Source organism: Bacillus sp. OK048 (genome assembly GCF_900103525.1).
GTDB lineage: Bacteria > Bacillota > Bacilli > Bacillales > Cytobacillaceae > Neobacillus.
Genome location: NZ_FNHN01000005.1, coordinates 92,760 through 114,084, shown reverse-complemented (window position 1 = coordinate 114,084; position 21,325 = coordinate 92,760). Strand labels below are relative to the sequence as shown.

Here is a 21,325-nt window from a genome sequence, read left to right as displayed (position 1 = left end):
AGAAATATATTCTTAAAATTGCAACAAAAAAGACAAGAGGATTCATCACTCTTGTCTTCAATAACCAATTATCCTCTTTTTTTAAGAGAGATTACTAAAGCAATCAATCCTGCCAGTAATGCTGCGATGGAAAGGTACAGCGGTGTATTTGATGTACTCGCACTTGATTCTTTAACTTCCTCCGTTGCTTTTTCTTCTGATAGAGATTCCTTATCAGTCGTTTTTTCTCCATGGCCATGGCCATGTGCAGAAGCATCAGCTGGATTTACAACCGTTATAGAAGCAGGGTAATTTGCCTCTTCTGCTTCTACCCATTCTACAACACTTCCATCGGAGTATGTTTGGATCGCTTTCCATACAATTTCCGTTGCTTTTTCGCCCACTTTTCCATTCATGTTAAACTGACCAAATTCAGTCGCAGATAGCCCTTCTCCTTCTGATGTCCATGTAACGGATGTAATTTTACCTGATGCGTCTTTTTGAGTTTCATAGGTCCAGCCTGGCTTCGGTTCAAAACGAGTAATATTGACTTCTTCAGGGATCTTAACTTCAATTTTTGTAGTCTTTACATCTTCTTTTTCAGAGGGGACTTTTACCGTAAACATTTCATATGCTCCTTGTGACGTTTCTTTTGGTCCAATGTTAACATGAGCACTTGCCGCTCCTGCAAATAATGATAAAGCACCAATCATCAATACCAGTAAAGTTACTATTTTTTTCATATAAAACGCTCCAATTCCTTCTTATATTTAACATAGACAAGTTCCTTATATATAAAATTAAAGGATTTTACTCCTTTCTTATATGACCCTTATGGGCTATTTTTCATACATAAATCTACAATGTTCAAAGTTTTGTCACAGAATGTCCATTTCATGTAAAATAAAAATAGGAAAGGTGATGAAAACTGTGTCATACCGAATAATGAAGCTCTTCACTGTGTTAATTCCAACCTTTTTAATTGGTGGTTTTGAATTTTTCCGTCATAGCGTCATCCTTCATTCTCTCTCAATGGAAACAGGCAACTATTTGATTACCATCTTAACTCTCATCATTTCATATACCTTTGCGACCTGGATGTTCAGAGCGATTGAAAAGAAGAACCAGAGATTAACAAAAGAACGAGAAATGCGGGCAATCTATGAAGAAAGGGAAAGGTTAGCAAAGGAGTTACATGATAGTATTGCTCAATCTCTTTTTTTATTAAAAGTCTATTTAAAAAAAGAAAAAACTGCAGAGGCTGATTCCCTTGTTAATTCAATCGATACCCAGTTACGGCAGGCAATTTTTAATTTGCGTATCGATCCAACTGAACAGGTTAATTTTTCACATCGAATCCAAAATTGGTTAGAAGACTGGAGCACCGTTTCTGGAATGGATATAGATTCGGATATTCGTTTAAAAGATAGTCATTTTACTCCTGCGGAAGAGGTTATCCTTTTTGGAGTCATTCAAGAGGCATTTATCAATATTAGAAAGCATTCAGAAGCTACTTCTATTACCTTCAAGTTTCATACAGGTTTTGATGAATGGGAATTGATGATAGAAGATAATGGTCGAGGTTTTAACCTAAACGATGTTGGGTCAACCCGATATGGACTTGCGATGCTAAAGGAAAAGGCAGAAAAGTTGAATAGCAGCATAGAGATTGATACACAAGTGAATCGAGGAACAAAAATTATTTTGCGAGGTAATAAGGAATATGATAAATCCCTATAGGATATTAATTGCTGATGATCATCCCCATGCTAGAGAAGCGATCTTGGCAATGCTTGAAGATGATCCTTATTTTGATATCATCGGACAAGCAAAAGATGGAAAAGAAGCTATTAAAATGAGTCTGCAGCTTAATCCAGATATTATATTAATGGATATTCAAATGCCTGTAATAAATGGTTTAGAAGCAACAAAGATCATAAAAGAAAAATCCCCTTTCATTAAAATTATTATCTTAAGCGTGTCTGATAATGTCGCTGATTTGTTTACAGCCATTCAATATGGTGCTCAAGGCTATCTTTTGAAAAATATGGATCCTGATGAATGGATCAAATATTTACACTCCGTGGTCGAAGGAAAAAGTGATGCAACTCGTGGAATGGCAGGGAAGCTTCTATACCAATTTAGGGAGAAGGACCTGCAGAATTCCTCGCAAGCCAAATCACTTACACGAAGAGAAATGGAAATCCTTCTCTTAATCAGTGAAGGTATTTCCAATAAAAAAATTGCAGATCAATTATTTATTTCTGAAAACACGGTGAAAAATCATTTAAAAAATTTATTAGAAAAACTAGAGCTTGAAAATCGTGTTCAACTCGCTATTTATGCTATTAAGCACATCAAATAACCCTTAGGTTAACGACTAAGGGTTATTTGATGTTAATGATTATTTCTTTCTAATTACATGTTCCATACGGGCTAGGGCAACCGACTTCAGCTTTTTCAACCTGCATCGTACTATGTTCAATATGAAACTCGTCGTGAAGATTTTTTTGCGAATGTGCCAGAATATCATCATGGATGGCCTCATCTAAAATCGTAATATGACAACTTAATAAATCAGCTATTTTTCAACTGCGTCATTCTTCGCTGCAATCCAGAAAGAAATTGCGATGGATAGAATAACGATTAAAAATGGTGCATAAAAAATTAGAAATTCTTCTAACATAGGTTCTGCTCCTTAAACATGATCATTTCGTTTCCCCTGTACATATTCTTTGTTAAACAAAAAAAGCTTTAGCAGCAGATACAAGGATGGCAGGAGTAAGCCAAGCCCAGCAATAAAGGCAATGATTAATGCTGAAGCCATCGTTTTATTGGTAAAGCTATCATAAATACTAAGATACGGATACAGTAAATATGGATAATGTGAGATTCCATACGCTAAAAAAGCAAGTGAAAATTGGCCAATTAAGAGCCAAAATGCTAACCAATAAGAATGGCGTTTCCAAACAAAATAAACAGTTCCAAAAAAGAAAGCGGTGGAAAGAACAAACATCCACCATAGGTCTATTAACCGCTGATAATGTTCTGGATTATGGATCCTCAATTCAACAATAATGCCAGCAGCCGCCATAATTGCTGGTGCTGCCCAAATTAGTGCGTATCTTCGCATAAGATTTGTTGCTGCCTCATCCTTCGCTTGATGCGCGTACCAGGTTAAAAAGACTGCAGAAATATATAACACAGCTGTCAGACTCAGTACCACAATGCTCCATGATAAAGGACTTGTAAACAATGCCCAATAATCGAGCACGGGTCCAGAATCTCTGATTGTTACAAAGCCGCCCTCTGAAATGGTCAGTACAATCGATAGGGATGCTGGGATAAACAGACCCGATAGCCCATAGATGATGACATACCTTTTATGTTTAAGTCCGCCATAGATGGTAAATGCATAATAGGATCCACGAATGGCTAGTAGAATAATCGCAAAGCTTACGGGAACAAGTAAAATTGTGCCGTAATAGTACGCTGTTTGTGGAAAGAAACCAACCATTCCAACAAAGAAAAACACGAGAAACACATTTGTGACTTCCCAAACAGGTGATAAGTACCTTTGAATAATCTTAGTTAATATATGCTGCTTACCTCTTACGGTACTGTAAGCATTAAAAAATCCTGCACCAAAATCAATCGAAGCGATGATAATGTAACCAAAAAGAAACATCCCCAGAACCGTAATCCCAATGATTTCAAGATTCATTGTGCCCCCCCACTCCTTTGTGCAGCACGGTCTGATAACTCTTGCTCCACGGTATTCTTTCGGAACATTCTCATGAGCACGACTATACTTCCAATTCCTAGGATAAGGTACAATCCAGCAAACAACAGCAGCATTAAATCCACCTGTCCACTAGTTGTCGCTGCTTCTTTTGTACGCATAATCCCCCTCAATATCCATGGCTGCCGCCCCACTTCATCGAGCCACCAGCCCGCTTCTATGGCAATAATGGATAGCGGACCCCCAAGTACAATCAGCCACCTGAACCATTTTGACGAGGTGAAACGCCATTTCTTCCATGTACCAACAAGATACACCATCGATATCAAGGTCATCCACATACCAATCGTAACCATTGTATCAAACAGGTAATGGATATAGAGGGGAGGGACCTCATCCTCTGGAAATTGGTCAAGTCCGATGACCTCAGCATTGGGAGCACTATGTGCTAAAATGCTTAATGCGAATGGAATTTTAAAGGCGTATTTTACTTCCCCGTTATCAAGAACCCCATACAAAATCAGTGGTGCGCCTGCTTCTGTTTCAAAATGCCATTCAGCCGCAGCTAATTTTTCCGGCTGATATTTGGCTAAATATTTTCCGGAGAAGTCGCCGATAACAGCACTAGCGATTGAAAAAATGAGTCCAATTTTCATTGTTAAAAATAACGCTTTTTTATGGTATAGATGGTTAGAACCCTTAAGCAAACGAAATGCACCGACTGCAGCCAGTACAAATGCTGAAGTCATGTAGGCTGTTACCAGGACATGGGCAACCTTAGTCGGCATTGCTGGATTAAACATCGCCACAATCGGACTTACATTTACTAGCTGCCCATTTTCAATGTCAAAACCCTGGGGAGCATTCATAAATGCATTGACAATCGTAATAAAAACCGCTGAAAAAGATGCTCCGATTGCCACAGGAATCAGCAGCAGCAAATGTTTTCGTTGATTCTCAAAGCGGTCCCATGTATAAAGATAAATGCCTAAAAAGATCGCTTCAAAGAAAAACGCAAAGGTCTCCATAAAGAGCGGAAGGGCAATGACATTTCCTGCTAGCACCATAAAGTTTGGCCATAGCAGCGATAGCTGTAAACCAATAGCGGTGCCTGTCACCACCCCGACAGCGACTGTTATCACAAACCCGCGTGTCCATCTTCTTGCTAATAATATGTAATGTTCGTCCTGCTTCTTTATCCCCACCCATTGTGCAATCATAATCATCAGTGGGATGCCAACACCAATGGTTGCGTAAATAATATGGAAGGATAAAGTTAATTCTGTTAGGACGCGGCTAAAAAATATTGCTTCTTCATTTCCCATTTCCTCACCACCTTTTTCTTATCCTGAAAAAATACGGCCTATAAAAGATAATCCTAATATGGAAGCTAAAATGAAACTAAGCACGATCAATTTCCGTTCTTGTTTTTTATAAATAGAAATCCCTCCCCGATTCCTCATTATCCTTCCCAAATTTATCCGTAATATAGTAATTTTTTAACAATTATTGAACAAAAAACTCCTTCACATTGAGATGAAGGAGTTTTCGTTGTCATTTAAATTTTATTGATTACCCATATTAATTTTTAACAACGTTAAAAATTGCACTTTTTCTTGAGAGAATGCGCCCTATTGTTGAATAGTAATTCAACATGTTGTTCCTAAAAAGGGGGAGACTGGCACGGTTTTGGGTGCCTGTCTCCTTCGTTTTTTATACATATACGCTAATTACATGTCCCATGCGGGCTAGGACAGCCGATTGCCGCTTTTTCAACCTGTATCGTACTATGCTCAATATGAAACTCGTCGTGAAGAATTTTTTGCGAATGAGCCAGAATATCATCATGGATAGCTTCATCTAAAATGGTAATATGACAGCTTAATACTGGATATCCAGAAGTAATCGTCCAGATGTGTAAATCATGGACTTCCTTCACTTGCGGAATCTTACTTAGAGCTTCTTTTACCTGCTGGATATCAATTTGTGTTGGAGCACCCTCCATCAGGATATGGAAGGAATCTTTGGTGACACGGAAACCACTTATTATGATTAAAACTGCGACAATCACACTGGCAATTGGATCGGCAATCGTCCATCCGAAGAACATAATTAGCAAAGCTGCTACAATCGCACCGACCGAACCAAGCATGTCACCTAGCACATGTAAGAATGCACTGCGGACATTGAGGTTATCGTCCTTGTCACCGCTCATCAAAATCCAAGCCGCGATGATGTTTACCACTAAACCTGTTACTGAAATCATTAGCATGCCTGTGCTTTGCACTTCTGGTGGAGCAAAGAAACGCTGGAAGGCTTCATAAAAAATATATACAGAAATGATAATGAGGGTAAGACCGTTCAATGCCGCTGCGATAATTTCAAAACGCTTGTAACCATACGTTTTTTCCTGTGATACTTGTTTTTCTCCCAGCTTAATTGCGAAGAAGCTCAGACCAAGCGCAGCCGCATCACTAAGCATATGGCCAGCGTCAGATAATAAAGCTAAGCTGTTGGTTAAAATACCGCCAATGACTTCGACCACCATAAAAACAGCGATCAAAATAAATGAACTCAAAAGTGCTTTTTTATTACTTGTATGTGAATGCACATGGCTGTGTCCGTGACCATGACCATGAGAGTGCCCATGGTGGTGATGATGGTGTCCCATAACTATTCCTCTCCCAACTAGAGTTGTCTCTTAGTTTTTTCATTTATCTTTTTTTCGATACATACTTACTATCGGCTTGATACCTCTTGCTGATGCTCAAAAGCAATGTGAATGAGTTGTTTCACATGGTCATCATCGAGAGAATAATAGACTAATTTACCCTCTTTTCGATATTTGGCCAGACCGATGCTTTTTAGATGGCGTAAATGATGGGATGCCGTTGCCGTGGTCGCACCGACAATATTGGCCACATCACAAACACAAAGCTCCTCTTCAAGGGTGAGAGCATAGGCAATTTTCATTCGTGTTTCATCCGATAAAGCTTTGAATAGCTTTGTTACCTCAAAAATATTACCTTTTTCAACCAAGGGCTGCAGGCGTGTGGTTTTATCGATATCTACACAGGAAACCTCACAAACATCGCGCTCTTTCATCTTCTCACCTCATACATTCAAATGTTAATTTGATTATATAATATTCAAACAGATATTTGAATGTCAATTATTTATTTAATTTTTTCTAACAATATCCCTTTACTTCTTTTCAGGTATATTTCCAACTTATGGTATAATATTACTAGATTAATACTGTTACTAACTTAGTAATATCACCTTTTCAATTAGGGGGAATTAACTAATGACTATTGTACGAACTAGGAAATATCTTTGGTTCTTTGGGCTGCTAACCTTGGTGATCAGTTCAAATTTTCTTCTTTATCGTTTGGACCTGATGCAACCGCTCCCAAGTGAAGTTGCCCTGGGAACATTCGTTGATTTCATGATCATCATTCCGCTTCTCACTTATTTTTTCATTATTCGAAAGCGGTATTCTTTAAAAAATCTTTTATTTGTTGTGTTTGCTGGATATGGTGCCGCCTTATTAATTGTCCCGCAAGGCTATCTTTCTTCTTATTCTTTTGTTAGATATCTTTTAATTGCCGGTGAGGGTGCGTTTTTCCTCGTAGAACTTTATATTGCGTTTAAATTAGTGACCAAACTGCCAGCCATCTTCACTTATTACAAAAAGAAAGAAAGTGAAATACCAGCTTTTCCATACCGAATGGAGCGAGCATTAACACATCATGTGAAGTCAAACCGATTCATAGAAATTGTCTCCTCTGAGATGAGCATGATTTATTACAGCCTATTTTCATGGCGGAAAAAGCCAATCATTGACGGTCATGTATTTACCTTTCATAAAAAAACAAGTGCTGTCGCTTTATATATCATGCTCATTCACGCACTGGTTCTAGAATCAATCGGATTTCATTTTTTCCTTCATTCCTGGAATCCAATCGTTGCCATGATTGCACTTGTATTAAATGGCTATACTTTATTGTTCTTTTTAGCAGAAATTCAAGCCATTCGCCTTGTTCCTTTCATTATGACGAATCACCATTTATATTTACAGGTGGGAATGATGAAACGACTGAAAGTTCCATTTAAAGAAATTAAAAGCGTTCATTATTATCAAGGTCCAGAGAAGCTAACGAGAGAAGAAACAAGACATCTCTTTGATGCCGTACTACCGGATATTACGAAAGAAAAACCTTCGATTGAAATTGAATTTTTTACAAGCCAAGAAGCTAAAATGATGTACGGATCTAAGAAAATAGTAAAAAAGGTTCACCTTCGACCAGATGAACCAGATAAATTTTTCGATTTTCTTCATAGTAAAATAACGGAACAGAGCCAGGATTAAATTCCCAGTCTTTTTCAAATATAAAATAAAGAAACCAGCTTGAAATGAAATCAAGCTGGTTTCTTGTAAACATCATCTAACTACCATTCTGCAATGCTTCCGTCCTTGTGGCGCCAAACAGGATTTTTCCAGTTATGGCTGATTTCTGCTTGTTTTCTTACGAATTCTTCATTGATTTCAATGCCTAATCCCGGTCCTTGGGGGATGCTGACATAGCCATCTTTATATTCAAATACGGATTTATCAACGATATAATCCAGCAAGTCACTTCCTTGATTGTAGTGGATGCCCAAACTTTGCTCTTGAATAAAGGCATTATGTGCTGTCGCATCCACCTGCAGACAGGCTGCAAGGGCAATGGGTCCTAATGGACAATGAGGTGCAAGCGCGACATCATATGCTTCAGCCATCGAGGCGATTTTTTTACATTCAGTTATTCCACCTGCATGGGATAGGTCGGGCTGAATGATATCAACATAGCCATCCGCTAATACTGATTTGAAATCCCAGCGTGAAAACATCCGTTCACCTGTTGCAATCGGAATCGATGTATGTTGAGCAATTTCTCTTAAAGCTTCATTATTTTCGGCTAGCACTGGCTCTTCTATAAACATTGGCCGGAACTGCTCTAGTTCCTTCGCTAGAATTTTTGCCATTGGTTTATGGACCCGACCGTGAAAATCTATCCCAATTCCTATATACTGACCGACCGCTTCACGAACAGCAGCAATTCGTTCGAGCGCTTGATCAATTTTTTCATACGAATCAATATACTGTAATTCTTCCGTTCCATTCATTTTGACGGCCGTAAAGCCAACGTCAACGATCTTTTTTGCCGCCTCTCCCACATCAGATGGACGGTCGCCGCCAATCCAAGAATACACTTTAATCGAATCCCGGCAAGCACCACCTAAAAGCTGATAGACAGGGGCATTAAAGTACTTCCCTTTAATATCCCACAGGGCCTGGTCGATTCCCGCAATTGCACTCATGATAATAGGACCGCCGCGATAAAAACCCGAACGATACATCATGTTCCAATGATCTTCAATTCGGAGTGGATCCTTGCCAATTAAGAATTCCATTAATTCCTCAACACAGGCCTTAACCGTGGCCGCTTTTCCTTCGATTACCGGTTCACCCCAACCAACAATTCCTTCATCGGTTTCTATTTTTAAAAATAACCAACGCGGTGGAACTTGAAAAAGCTCATAACTGCGAATTTTCATCTGCAAACACTCCCTTTAGTGCCTTCTAAGAAAAAATATATCACTCTGTAAAATCTAAATTATAGTAATTTGTTAAAATGTCAGTTGCCCCAAATACGAGTGAAAGTTCTACCTGCTGGTCCTCTGCCTCAATGATTTTCCACTTATGATTCATATACCTTAATAAATGGGTAAAGGCCTTTCGTAACGGGTTTGAACCACCGACAATCATCCAATCTATCTCGCCAATTTCTTCCAACGATTTGGAAAGAGCCTGAAGATCATTATAGATAACCGATCCGGTAAAATAATTTGCACGCTGATTTTCATCCAAATCAGTAAATAAATCTAGTAAGCGAATATGATAAAAACTCCTTGTGAGGCCATGCTGTTTCGCCGCCTCATATCCACATTCAAGCATCTTTGCATCGATGTTCTCAATAAGGGAGGAATCCAGGGAATCAGAGAGAATGGTCTGCTTCTGTATAGCTTGGAGTGTCTCCCCTCCTAAGGTCGATAAACAATACAACAATTCTTTATTTGCTCCTACTGCAACAAATTTAGTATGAGAGCCAGGAAGGACCATTATTCCTTTCCCTTTCACATCAAACTGCTTCAGTAACCCAAAGGATTCTACTTCCTCCCCTCGCATGACATCAAAATCATTAATATAGGAAACCAAATTCTCTGTTTCCGATAGGCAGACTGAGTTTTTCATCCCCGGAATAAAAATACACGGGATATTCAGTAATTCTTCAAGCTTAGTTACCTTTGAATACTTGGCAAAGTCACTAATTCCTGCAGGGCTAGACACATGGGGCACTTCATAGATTCCTAAATTTGAAGTAATCATCCCAGATGCAGCTAGATACTCAATATCAGTGGGTTCTAATTGATTTTTAGTTAATAATCTTTCCAATCCCCTTTTTAATTGGGCTTTTAAATTGGTATTGCTTCCTGATATAGCGGTGTCTTTTACACCAATTTGTATTTTTTCAGTATCAAGAACTTTGCTTGTTGATCTGTCGTACAGCCTTAGTCTAGAATTGGTCGTACCAGAATCAATTAGGATTACCATCACATTCAACACCACTTTTCTCATAAATCCAATTTGGTGATTAAACTTGATTGACAATTTCTACGAAGCTAGCCGCCCGTCTTTCAATTTCTGTAAAATCACCTTGTTGTACAAGCTTTTCATCCACAAGCGAACTGCCAATTCCTAAGCAATGCGCTCCTGCCTTAAAAAATGAACCTGCATTTTCTAAGGAAATCCCCCCAACGGCCATTGTTTCTACAAATGGTAACGGTCCCTTTAAGTCGGTCAAATACTTGGGACCAAGTTGTCGAATTGGGAAGATTTTAACCATTTTCGCCCCATATTCATACGCGGTTAACACCTCAGTCGGCGTCATGACTCCCGGGATAATCGGCACATGGTAACGATTGGCGATTTCAATCGTTTCTTTTTTCAAGGTTGGGGTGAGGAGGAATTCTGCTCCAGACATTATTGCTAGTCTAGCAGTTTCTGAATCTAATACGGTTCCTGCCCCAATCAGCAGCTCTGGATACATTTCTTTTATCCGTTCAATTCCACTAAGAGCACCAGGGGTATTCATCGTGATTTCAATGGCACGAATGCCCCCCTGATAAAGACTTCTAACTGTTTTTTCTAATCCCTCTAACGAGTGGCTGCGGATAATTGCCACCAGTTTTGCTCTTCTTATTTCCTCTAATGGTGAGGTGCTCATTCGACTTCATCTCCTATTAGACTTGTAAATTACCCTTTGACACTTCCTCCGGTTAGTCCAGCAATAATATATTTCTGGCAAAACAGCGCTAGAATAAGAACCGGTGCTGTGATGATAACAGAAGCAGCCATCAAACCACCCCAGTTTATCTCGGAATAGGAGATAAAATTAAAGATAGCGATCGGTAAGGTCTTCGTATTGTCGCCTGCAAGAATCAATGAAAACATAAAGTTATTCCAGGAAAAAATAAACGCTAAGATGGATGATGTCACAATTCCTGGTCCCGAGATAGGAAGCATCACTCTGACAAACGCACCAGGGATGGAACATCCATCAACACGAGCAGATTCCTCAAGTTCGTGCGGCAAACCTTCAAAAAACGGAATCATAACCCATATTATAAACGGCATCGTCACAAGCATATGACTGAGAATTAGGGATGTATAAGTATCGATTAATTGCAATTTCGAGAAAATAATAAACCATGGAATAAGGAAAGAGATACCAGGGACAATTCTGGCAACAAGTATTAAAAGCCCGAGTCCTTCTTGCTTGTATTTTGCAATAGAATAAGCAGCCGGTAATCCAAGAATGAGTCCAAAAATCGTCGCACCAATACCAACAACAAAACTGTTCCAAATAAATGAAAGAAAAGAATATTCATTAAATACGCTAAGGTAATTACTGAAATTAGCGGTAATTTCAAATAGTTTCGATGCATCTAGTATCTGTACTTGCGTTTTAAACGACGCAAGAATCATCCATAGGAAAGGAAGTAAAAACAAAAACAGGGATAAGTAGACACCAACATGAGTTACGATAGATCTAATGGTTATGGTTTTTTTTCTACTCATAGGTTAACCCCCGCTCTCTTCCGTAAAAGGATTGTGAAAATGCTGATGCTAAGGACAATAATGAAGAATATCATAAGCAAGGCTGATGCCTGGCCAATTTTAAAATATTGAAATCCTAAAACGTAACCATAAATATTAATGGTCTGGGATGATGTTCCCGGCCCACCCTGGGTTGTAGCATAAATAATATCGAACGTTTTCAATGCATCAATCATCCTTAGCAAGATGGCCGAATAAAGAGTCGGCTTCAATAAAGGAAGGGTAATTTTTTGAAAGGATTGCCACGTACTTGCTCCATCAATCATGGCAGCCTCGTAAGGATCCTTTGGCAGCGATACGAGACCTGCCAATACAATTAATGCAATCATTGGTGTCCATTCCCAAATATCTATAAATATTAGTGATGGCATTACGAGACTTTGAGATGTTAACCATTCCTGACCTGGCAGCCCTAACTTTTCTAAGAAAACATTGGCAATACCGATATTTGGTTCATAAATGAGAACCCAGATTAAACCTACCGCAACAGGAGTTGCAACCATTGGCAATAGAAATAATGTTTTTACTAGCCCTTTGCCTACAATATTTTGGTTCATCAGAATCGCAAGCCCTACTCCCAATACCGTTTCAATGGTTACAGCGAAAAAGGTAAAATAAAACATAAGCTTTAACGATTTAATAAAAAGTTCATCTTGAAATAGTTCAAGATAATTTTGAAAAGCAACCCATAACGGCGGGGTAATGTTCGACATACTCCATTCATGAAAACTTAGCCAGAATGTATATCCTACAGGCGCGACCATCATTAGTGCTACAAAGATCACAGCAGGCATGGTAAAAACCCACTTGATGTTGCGATCGATCCAATTTGTCATACTTCTGCTCCTCCCTGCCTTTAAAATAAACGGCTTCCTGAGAGCATCTAGAAGTCCAACCCAGATTGCTGACCGAAAGCCGTTTCGAATTAGGTGATATCGGTTATATTATTTCTCGCTGTCAATAATCTTCTGGAATTCTCCATCTGATTTTTCGGCAGCCGCTTTGACGTCTTTCCCCTCAATTCCTGCTAAAATGACATCACCAATCACGTCACGTGCAGCACCTACGTTAATTAGGACTGGACGATCGTAAGGGACAGCCTCTGCTTCACCATTAACTGCAATAGCTTCTGCTAAATCTTTCGGGAATTTTGCCGTCCCTTCTGGAGAGTTCCAGACAGAAATACGCGCACCAGGGTTACCTTCCGCTTGAAGCTTTAAGACCATTTCTTTACTTTCAGCCCATTTTATAAATTCCCATGCAGCATCTTTCTTTTCGGAATTAGCTCCGATACCTAGTGCCCACGAAGTGATGTTATATGGCTTTGTCCCCTTAGGACCAGCAGGAAATGGAGCAAACCCAACTTTATCTGCTACTTGTGATTTTGCAGGATCAGTTGCATTGGTAAATAAAGAGGAAGCATCTGTATAGAATACCGCTTGTCCTTGAGTGAACACAGCCATCGCTTCCGGCCAGCTCATGTTTAATGTTCCTTTAGGACCGTATTTATTAAGCATGTTGCCATAGTAATTAAATGCTTCAATCGCTTCAGGCGATGTAATCGTTGACTTGCCATCTTTCATGAAATCGCCGCCAAAAGCATATAAGTAGCTTGAGAACTGAGTAACTGCTGCAGCACGCTTTCCACGAGAAACAAACCCGGAAACTCCATTTGGATCATGTAATTTCTTTGCTGCTGCTTCAAGTTCTTCAAGTGTTTTTGGAACTTCTATCCCAGCCTCCTCTAAAAGATCCTTACGGTAGTATAAAACCTGGGTTTCTGTTACGAGAGGCAATCCATAAAACTTATCTCCATCCTTTACACTTCCAAGGGAAGATGGAATGAAATCATCTGTGTAACCCTTCTCATGTCCAACGTAACTGCTCATATCGGCAAAGTATCCGCTTTTGTTGTACATCTTTCCATCTTGAAGTGGACGGAACATTACAACATCAATACCCTTTGAGTTAGAAGCAAACTCAACGGATGTTTTTTGTGTCAGTTGATCCTCAAAGTAGCTATCAATCTTTACCTTGATTCCTGTTTCTTTTTCGAATGCAGCTAATTCAGTTTTAATAGACTCTGTCCATGGATGGTTTGCTGCCACCACGCGAATCTCCTGGACCTTTTTCTCTGTTTTATCTGATGGTTTAGAATCAGTTGCTGTATCTGTCCCGCCGCTGCAGCCCACGAGCGCAGCACTAATCCCTACAGCTAAAGCAAGATAACTAGCTGCCTTTTTAAAACCTACGAAACTACTTTTCATACTCTTCCCCCTCTTTCTAATTTAAAAATAATTAATAAAGATGACAACGCTTTCATTATATGGAAAAAAAAATTGTTGCATATACCATTAGGTAAAAAGGTTTTTATCATTTAAGCGCTATCAAAATATTTAAATGGTAGTGACACCATATAATGACTAAATAAAATAATATGAACCTATTAATTTGGATTATCTATATCCAATACTGCCTGAAATTTTCCCAGCTGTATCAAGCAGTCTCCCAACGATTATTTCCTTTTGCTTCAGTATACGTTCTTTTGGTCCTGCAACACTGATTGCAGCCTCAATGGTTTGGTCCACCCCATAAACAGGAGCAGCAAGACAATAAAGTCCTTCTTCATTTTCTTCATCATCAATAGCGTAACCCAGTTCAGCAAACGATTCTAACTGCTGCAAAAGGTCTTCCCTTTTCGTGATGGTCTTATCCGTGATGGGCTCAAGTCTTAATTTGCGTAAAATTTCGCTTGTCCTGTTTTCCGGAAGAAAGGTTAAAAATGCCTTACCCAAACCAGTACAGTATAGAGGTTTACTTTTTCCCGGCTCAGCTGTTGTACGTATAGAACGATTACTATTTATTTTTGCTATATACGCTAGTTCTGATTGATCTAAAATGGCCATAAAAACAGTTTCCCGAACCTCTTCCATTAATTCTTTTAGAAAAGGCAGCCCTTGTGCATAAAGATCGATTGAATCCTTAGCTGCACTGCCAAGCTGGATTAATTTGGTTCCTAGCTTATATCTTCTAAAATTATCAGCAGTGAGGTAGCTGTTTGTATATAGCGTCTCAATCAAACCAGAGGTGCTGCTTTGGGGAAAAGAAAGTTTACCGCTAATTTCCTTAATGGTTAATCCCTCTGGATATTGGGCAAGTAGATCAAAAACCATCAAAACACGTTCAGCTGATTTTACCGACATATTCTCGTCCTCCCTAAATCATATATGTGATTTAATATCATATATATGATTTAACAAATTAAGCATACTATACGTCTTAGATTCTCGCAATAACTATTTTAACAATTGCGACAATTGCTGTTGCAAGCTGTGTTTATTTTTCTCACTCTATCTCTAATTTTCTAAACAACTCATAAAGAGAAGAATTTTTATCACATGTGCCCTTCTATTGAATAATATGGGCTTGAGGGTGTGATTTGATGGAAAAGAGAGCTGAAATTCAAGAAGATCTTTATGTAATTGCTTCTCTTCAGAGAAATTTAAACCTTGCTACAGCAACACTTTTATTAACAGGACAAATAACAATCGTTGGAGTATTTGTTACACCACCGGAATTTAGTATTTCACTAAGTGGTCCCTTATTCGGCAGAGCACGTCTTGAAGGGAAATCGGGAAATCAGTTTAGTACCGCCCTAATTGATGTACTAGATGTCCTCATCGCTGTGCTATTGATTTTAGATGAGATTCGATTGGTGAGCTGTGTCGTCGGACCAAGCAGGTTCTCTATAGATGTTAGCGGACCCATTTTTGGTTCACCAAAATACATTCCAACTCTTCCAACTCTTAAGAAAAGTTATCATTTTTTTCAAAAAATTGTATCAAGGCATTTTGAGTTAGATCCCATTTTTTCTCAAAAGATGTATTAAAGTCTCTCGCATTAATCTACAGACATTTTTAACACAGCCTTTAGAAAACAGGAGTGAACATGTATGTCGTTAACGGATTTTCCAACAGTTAAACCAACTGAAAATCAAATTTTCATTATCGCCCTTTCGATTATTATCTTTATTTTCTTTTTTACTGAGCGAAAAGAAAGTGATGCGCAACAAATCGGTTGATTTTTGAGCATCACTTCTTATCCATTTTTTTAGTTTTTACCTCTATTGATAACAGATAGTACAGCTTCTTCGATTTCCTGATAACTAGTACACCTGCAAATATTGGAGGAAAGCCATTCTTTCATTGTTTCATAGGTTGGTTGGGGCTGCTTTATTAACAGTGCTTGTGCATTCATAATAAATCCAGGAGTGCAATATCCGCATTGAAAAGCAAAATGCTCGATAAATGCCTTTTGGACCGGTGAATCCTTTAATCCTTCAATCGTAGTAATTTTTGAATCCACCGCCTCAACCGCCAGCATAATGCATGATTTATAAACAGTTTCATTTACAATAACGGAACAAGCACCACAATCTCCATTAAGACAGCCTGGTTTAGCTCCTGTTAGAGCGAGTTGTTTCCTTAGGACATTCAGGAGTGTGTCTGCCGGTCGAATTTCAACCTGACGCAGCTCTCCGTTTACCTCTAATGAGACACTTACCTTGTTTACTGAAGATTGCCCCACTACCTTCCCTCCAAATCCATTATAATGTCTTTCAAGGTATTTCTAAGTACAAATAATCGATAGTCTTTTGACCCTTCAATATCATCTAGTACAGGTTTAGGAATATGTGGAAGAGCACTATTGATTCTTTCCTCGATCGAAAGACTGATTTTGTTCAATTCCTCCTCTATTCTCTTAGACCGAAATGGAAATGGACATAAACCGCTAAACGCAAAGCGGAGCTGCTGCTCTACTTTAATCGCAGCAATCGTTAGTAATGGATAGCCAGTCTCCCATTGCTGTCGTTTCTTTATGCAAACGAATGGAAGATTCGTGTATTTCTTTTCGGTAAGCAGTTGAAGGAGAAAGTGTCCTTCCTCTAGTTGCAATGTCTGATTGAAAATTTCATTTAGTGCAAAAGTCTGTTTCCCATTCCCTCCAGCTATCACCACCTGGCTGTCACATAAAAGAAATGGCAATACTGACTCACGGTAAAAAATTTGCCCGCATATATTTCCCCCAAGGGTGATTTTGTTCCTTGCTGTATGGTCGGCAACTCCCATCGAGGCAGCGGTTAATAATGGAAATAAGTTCTTCTCTTCAATATTGGTGAGGGAAAGAGCAGCACCAGTAATTAAATAGTCTTGATTAAAATGAAAAGAAAGACATTCTCCTATTCCTTTTATATCGATGATGGCTTCTGTCTCAATAAAGTTTAGCCTTCCAAGTGTTAAAATCTCCGTACCGCCCCCGTAATAAAGAGGGTGCTTATTTTCACTTTTTAACAATAGAAATAGTTCTACTGCCTCGTCGATGGTTGCAGGTTTAAAATACTCGATATTCGCCGATAGCATACTATTTCCCTCCTTCTTTCACTTTCCATAAGAGCTCGGGAATCAGTGGTAAATAGTTAATGTTCACAGAAAGCGCAGCAGAAAGAGCATTTCCAAGAGCTGCTGGCATCCCCAACAATCCATGCTCCCCCAAACCCCTTGCACCATAAGGGGCATCAATCGACGGGGTTTCAACAAAAGCAACTTCATATTTCGGATGCTCGCCGAATCGGATTGGTCGATAGGTTCGCAACTGCGGGTTTAGTACTAAACCCGCTTCATCGAAACGAAACGTTTCTCTCCCCGCAAACGATAATCCCATGCTCATTGCACCCATGACTTGACCCACCGCCGTCTTTTCATTTAACACCTTACCTGCATCAATAACGGTAACTGCTTTGATAATTCTATATGTGTAGTCTCTTTTGTTGAGTTCAATTTCTACCCCTTGAGCAACAACTGCCCATTCAGGACCTGGGTTTCCAGCGCCTGTTTCTTTGTCTAAATAGGTGATATCGCTAAACATATAATGTCCCCTGCCAATGATTTGTCCTCCAATCGAACTTCCATTTGAAAAAGAGTAGCCATATGCAATGTCCTTAATCATTATATTTCTATTAGGATCACTCTTTAAAAATACTTTTCCAAATCCAACCTCAAGGTCATCTGCTGGAGCTCGCAAAATAAAAGAGGCTAAACTTTTTAGCTGATTGATTACATCATCTGCCGCAGCTAATACTGCCCTTCCCGCCATGAATGTTCCTCTGCTCGCAACTGTTTTCCAATGTTCTGGGGTGTTTAGTGTATCTACGGTCATTTGCACATGAATATCGTTTATATCCATTTTTAATTTTTCTGCTAAAATTTGGGCAAGGACGGTTTTGGTTGCTGTACCAATCTCGACAACACCTGAAATGAGGTTAATGCTTCCATCTGTATTGTAGGATAAAATGACTCCAGAACTGGCATTTGGGTCAATGGTTGAGTTTTTCCATCCGCAGCTTACTCCCTTGGCTCTCACTTTTTGATTGCCTAAATCGATGATTTGACCTTCATCCCACTTGAAGATGTCCTTTAGTTTCTCAATACATTTTGGTACATCCCCTACTTTACTTGAGGTCAACCGTACTTGTGTCGGCGTTGTGTGGCCTGGCAATATCGCATTTTTACGGCGGAACTCTAATGGATCCAAATTTAGTTTTTTCGCTAAGACGTCCATCGTTCTTTCGAATACAAATAACACTTCTGAATGGGCAAATCCTCTGAAAGGGGCTGCATATGGATGATTCGTATACATACATAATGAATCACACCAAGTATTCTCAATATTGTAGGGCCCTGTGCAATCAACTGCACCGGCCCGGCTTAAATCAATCGATTTATCAGAATAAGCCCCGCCATCCCATAAATAGAGTAACTCCGCAACCTTTAGAAGCCCATCTTTTGAACAGCCAAGTTTTACGATGGCCTCTAGACCGATATGTCCAGGAGATGTAAGCATATCTTGTTCCCGTGTATTTAAGATCTTAACAGGTTTCCCGTTGACTGCCTTCGTCGCAATGTAAGCTAATATTTCCAGCTGAATGGAACCCTTACCGCCATATGCCCCACCAACTAAAGGAGTGTTTACTTTGATTTTCCCTGCTGGAATCCCAAAATATTTCCCTATTAATCTTTTAATTAAAAAAGGAGCTTGTGAAGAAGATGTAATCTCTGTCATTCCGCCTGGATGGATTTGCGCAAAAGAACATCTTGTTTCCATTGCAGCATGGTCAGATGGGCGAAATGCAAACTTTTCTTCAACCGTCACCTCACTTTGATCCCACCCTCTTTTTTGATCTCCTTTTCTGATTTTCGTCAAAGTTGCAATGTTTGATCCTGGGACCGGGTAAACCATTTGGATTTTCTTATATTCACCTAGATTAGGATGCAAAAGAGGAGCGTCCGGTTTTAACGCTTCAGAGGGAGAATTTACAACTGGAAGAAGCTCATATTGTACCTTTATCAAATCTGCTCCCCTTTGCGCCAAATAGGGTGTATCTGCTACGACAATGGCAATGACCTCGCCATGGAATCGAACACGATCTGTGGCGATAGGAGGACGATCTTGGAGTTCTTCCCCTGTCAGAGGAAGATTTTCACCCTTGATAACTGCCCTAACACCTTGAATATTTCTGGCTTCGGTAATATCTATATGTTTTATCAATGCATGAGCATGGGGACTTGTTACTAATCTTGCGTGTAGCATTTCATTGGTTTCATAATCTGCTGTATATTTAGCATGGCCAGTTACTTTTTCAAGGGACTCCTTACGGGGTATTCCTTTCCCAATTATATGCAATGGTTCCATCCCCTTTTAATATTCTTATAAACATAATGAAGGTTTCACTCCATTCGAGTGAAACCTAGCATCATTTACATTTACCACACACTCTCCTATTGAATTTATGTATTGTTCGTTAAAATATGCTTGAAATTAAGCCTGAAAGAATGCCATCATTGCAAAAAAGCTAGAGACAAGTAGTCTCTAGCACTATACTATTCCCGATATTATGAAAAAATTACATTATCCAATTCTTTCATCAAACTTTCTCTGTTCCTGTGCAAAAAGAATGCCCAGCTCATAATGATCCCCTTCATACAAAGCGCGTTGGACGAAACGGATCTCACCATTTGTATCTAAAACTTCAAGCTTACAATGGGCTCGATTTTTTTGTAATGCTTCATAAAATACTTGTTCATCCCGTACAGTAACACCATTGACCTTTGATATTAATTCTCCCACCTGAAGTCCCATTTTATCAGCAGGAGATTCTGGTATAATCCCAATTATCATTAGGCCGTTATTCTTTTTCGAGAAGTAAAAAGGTAAATTATCATCCTTCAACCGAAGCATTAAGGAAATCATTTCACGACCGATAATCGCTAAAGCTGCAACTCCAATCGAGATAATTGGGTACCAATAACCGATAACTGCCAAAATCAATGTCAAACATCCGAGTGCTATCACTCTACGGCCATGTATCTGAACCGACTGCTTTGGCAGCATTCCTTGTATTTGCTGGTTAAAACCAACAGCAAACGGGACAAAAATGAGTGAGTAGGATTCAGCTCCGATTGGAAAGACTGGCCACCACTCAACTGATAAATTTAAAACATCACCCGGAATAAGCAGAAACATTGGAAGCATCCAAAAGCGTTTCACCTCATGGACCCCAACATTTTGTCCGCGCCTGCTTTTTACCAGCTTGGGAGAAGAGCCTTTACTTCCATTTTTTATAATAAGGATTCCCTCTGAAATTACTAAGAGTGCCAGCAGGATGACAATAGTAGGATAGACCTTATCATCTATCGCTTGAAATGCCGCTTGAAAGATCGGAATGTTTAGGTCATATTCTGCTATTAATATAACTCCATAAAATGCTGCTCCCACTGTGTAAACGGGAGACATTAATCGAATATTAGTGGTTACGCTCAATAATAATGTAAAGACAGCGATAAGTAAGATGGCTGCAAATGGAACGGTCAAACCTGCCGTAACGGTGACAATAGAAAGCGCTAGACCCAAAATGAATCCCAGTGGAAACAATTGTCTAAGTTCATAATATGCATCAAATGTCCTTGTGTGGAAATTTTTCCGCTCTCGTCTCACTCTTAAGACTCCCAAAATCCCAGATAAGAAAATGAGATAGTAAAATACAGGATGAAGAAAAAGTTCCCCTATTCCTTTTAACAGCTCAAAAAGCCATAATTGAACCAATACCTGCCACCTGCCTCTATCATAAATCTACTATTCTAGCTCCTAAAGCTTATTTTACCAAACTGGAAGAATAAAACCTATTGCTAGTTTCTTTTAAAAATAAAAAAGTGTCGAATTATTACTAGTCAAATGACTCATTCTCCCTCGATTCAGCTGTTTTCGGCAGTATTTCCGTGGAAATTCTCGAAATTCCCCGCAGATTTTATAAAATTTGTCGTAAA

The 21,325-nt window shown here is 39.2% G+C and carries 21 protein-coding genes; 5 read left to right on the top strand and 16 right to left on the bottom strand.

The window, feature by feature from the left end:
- Positions 1–68: 68 nt before the first annotated feature.
- Positions 69–722, bottom strand: coding sequence for a YcnI family copper-binding membrane protein (locus BLR86_RS10985; RefSeq protein WP_090761286.1), 654 nt, complete (start codon positions 720–722; stop codon positions 69–71).
- A gap of 187 nt (positions 723–909) precedes the next feature.
- On the opposite strand from BLR86_RS10985, the gene BLR86_RS10980 reads away from it, so the two are divergent.
- Both BLR86_RS10980 and BLR86_RS10975 read left to right on the top strand, forming a co-directional pair.
- A complete protein-coding gene (locus BLR86_RS10980) occupies positions 910–1,719 on the top strand; it encodes a sensor histidine kinase (protein ID WP_090761285.1) in 810 nt (269 codons plus the stop codon).
- Positions 1,706–2,344, top strand: coding sequence for a response regulator (locus BLR86_RS10975; protein ID WP_090761711.1), 639 nt, complete (start codon positions 1,706–1,708; stop codon positions 2,342–2,344). Before BLR86_RS10980 ends, BLR86_RS10975 begins: the two co-directional genes overlap by 14 nt.
- Before the next feature lie 333 nt (positions 2,345–2,677).
- Here the strand turns inward: BLR86_RS10975 and BLR86_RS10970 are convergent, their stop codons facing one another.
- The 4 genes from BLR86_RS10970 to BLR86_RS10955 form a co-directional block, all read right to left on the bottom strand.
- The gene (locus tag BLR86_RS10970) at positions 2,678–3,703 is read right to left on the bottom strand and encodes a cytochrome d ubiquinol oxidase subunit II (protein WP_090761283.1); all 1,026 of its coding nucleotides are present in this window, start codon (positions 3,701–3,703) and stop codon (positions 2,678–2,680) included.
- On the bottom strand, positions 3,700–5,046 hold the full coding sequence (locus tag BLR86_RS10965; RefSeq protein ID WP_090761281.1) for a cytochrome ubiquinol oxidase subunit I: 1,347 nt from the start codon (positions 5,044–5,046) through the stop codon (positions 3,700–3,702). Before BLR86_RS10965 ends, BLR86_RS10970 begins: the two co-directional genes overlap by 4 nt.
- Positions 5,047–5,447: 401 nt before the next feature.
- The gene (locus BLR86_RS10960) at positions 5,448–6,392 is read right to left on the bottom strand and encodes a cation diffusion facilitator family transporter (protein WP_090761279.1); all 945 of its coding nucleotides are present in this window, start codon (positions 6,390–6,392) and stop codon (positions 5,448–5,450) included.
- Between the two features lie 68 nt (positions 6,393–6,460).
- Positions 6,461–6,826 (bottom strand): ArsR/SmtB family transcription factor, encoded by a 366-nt coding sequence (locus tag BLR86_RS10955; protein ID WP_090761277.1) that lies wholly within the window; start codon positions 6,824–6,826, stop codon positions 6,461–6,463.
- A gap of 202 nt (positions 6,827–7,028) precedes the next feature.
- Here BLR86_RS10955 and BLR86_RS10950 point away from each other — a divergent pair, with 202 nt between their 5' ends.
- A complete protein-coding gene (locus BLR86_RS10950) occupies positions 7,029–8,093 on the top strand; it encodes a hypothetical protein (protein WP_090761275.1) in 1,065 nt (354 codons plus the stop codon).
- Between the two features lie 80 nt (positions 8,094–8,173).
- Here the strand turns inward: BLR86_RS10950 and dgoD are convergent, their stop codons facing one another.
- From dgoD to BLR86_RS10915, 7 genes are all read right to left on the bottom strand, one after another.
- Positions 8,174–9,322 (bottom strand): galactonate dehydratase, encoded by a 1,149-nt coding sequence (gene dgoD, locus BLR86_RS10945; protein ID WP_090761273.1) that lies wholly within the window; start codon positions 9,320–9,322, stop codon positions 8,174–8,176.
- Positions 9,323–9,362: 40 nt separating this feature from the next.
- Complete coding sequence (locus BLR86_RS10940) at positions 9,363–10,403, bottom strand: 2-dehydro-3-deoxygalactonokinase (RefSeq protein WP_139185601.1); 1,041 nt, start codon at positions 10,401–10,403, stop codon at positions 9,363–9,365.
- Positions 10,404–10,419: 16 nt separating this feature from the next.
- Complete coding sequence (locus BLR86_RS10935) at positions 10,420–11,052, bottom strand: bifunctional 4-hydroxy-2-oxoglutarate aldolase/2-dehydro-3-deoxy-phosphogluconate aldolase (protein ID WP_090761269.1); 633 nt, start codon at positions 11,050–11,052, stop codon at positions 10,420–10,422.
- A 29-nt stretch (positions 11,053–11,081) separates the two neighbouring features.
- Positions 11,082–11,906, bottom strand: a complete 825-nt coding sequence (locus BLR86_RS10930) for a carbohydrate ABC transporter permease (RefSeq protein ID WP_090761266.1) — start codon at positions 11,904–11,906, stop codon at positions 11,082–11,084.
- Positions 11,903–12,781, bottom strand: coding sequence for a carbohydrate ABC transporter permease (locus BLR86_RS10925; protein ID WP_090761264.1), 879 nt, complete (start codon positions 12,779–12,781; stop codon positions 11,903–11,905). Before BLR86_RS10925 ends, BLR86_RS10930 begins: the two co-directional genes overlap by 4 nt.
- Positions 12,782–12,889: 108 nt before the next feature.
- Positions 12,890–14,212 (bottom strand): ABC transporter substrate-binding protein, encoded by a 1,323-nt coding sequence (locus BLR86_RS10920; RefSeq protein WP_090761262.1) that lies wholly within the window; start codon positions 14,210–14,212, stop codon positions 12,890–12,892.
- Positions 14,213–14,401: 189 nt separating this feature from the next.
- Entirely contained in the window at positions 14,402–15,148 is a 747-nt protein-coding gene (locus BLR86_RS10915; protein WP_090761260.1) for an IclR family transcriptional regulator, read from the bottom strand.
- Between the two features lie 239 nt (positions 15,149–15,387).
- Here BLR86_RS10915 and BLR86_RS10910 point away from each other — a divergent pair, with 239 nt between their 5' ends.
- Both BLR86_RS10910 and BLR86_RS26800 read left to right on the top strand, forming a co-directional pair.
- Entirely contained in the window at positions 15,388–15,834 is a 447-nt protein-coding gene (locus BLR86_RS10910; RefSeq protein ID WP_090761258.1) for a hypothetical protein, read from the top strand.
- Positions 15,835–15,897: 63 nt separating this feature from the next.
- Entirely contained in the window at positions 15,898–16,026 is a 129-nt protein-coding gene (locus BLR86_RS26800; RefSeq protein ID WP_302847216.1) for a hypothetical protein, read from the top strand.
- 29 nt (positions 16,027–16,055) lie between these two features.
- Here BLR86_RS26800 and BLR86_RS10905 read toward each other — a convergent pair whose 3' ends face one another.
- The 4 genes from BLR86_RS10905 to BLR86_RS10890 form a co-directional block, all read right to left on the bottom strand.
- Positions 16,056–16,532: a (2Fe-2S)-binding protein gene (locus BLR86_RS10905; RefSeq protein ID WP_090761256.1), complete on the bottom strand. Its 477-nt coding sequence runs from the start codon at positions 16,530–16,532 to the stop codon at positions 16,056–16,058.
- On the bottom strand, positions 16,532–17,365 hold the full coding sequence (locus tag BLR86_RS10900; RefSeq protein ID WP_090761254.1) for an FAD binding domain-containing protein: 834 nt from the start codon (positions 17,363–17,365) through the stop codon (positions 16,532–16,534). Before BLR86_RS10900 ends, BLR86_RS10905 begins: the two co-directional genes overlap by 1 nt.
- A 1-nt stretch (position 17,366) precedes the next feature.
- The gene (locus BLR86_RS10895; RefSeq protein WP_090761252.1) at positions 17,367–19,694 is read right to left on the bottom strand and encodes a xanthine dehydrogenase family protein molybdopterin-binding subunit; all 2,328 of its coding nucleotides are present in this window, start codon (positions 19,692–19,694) and stop codon (positions 17,367–17,369) included.
- A 216-nt stretch (positions 19,695–19,910) separates the two neighbouring features.
- Positions 19,911–21,104 (bottom strand): PDZ domain-containing protein, encoded by a 1,194-nt coding sequence (locus tag BLR86_RS10890; RefSeq protein WP_090761250.1) that lies wholly within the window; start codon positions 21,102–21,104, stop codon positions 19,911–19,913.
- Positions 21,105–21,325: the final 221 nt, after the last annotated feature.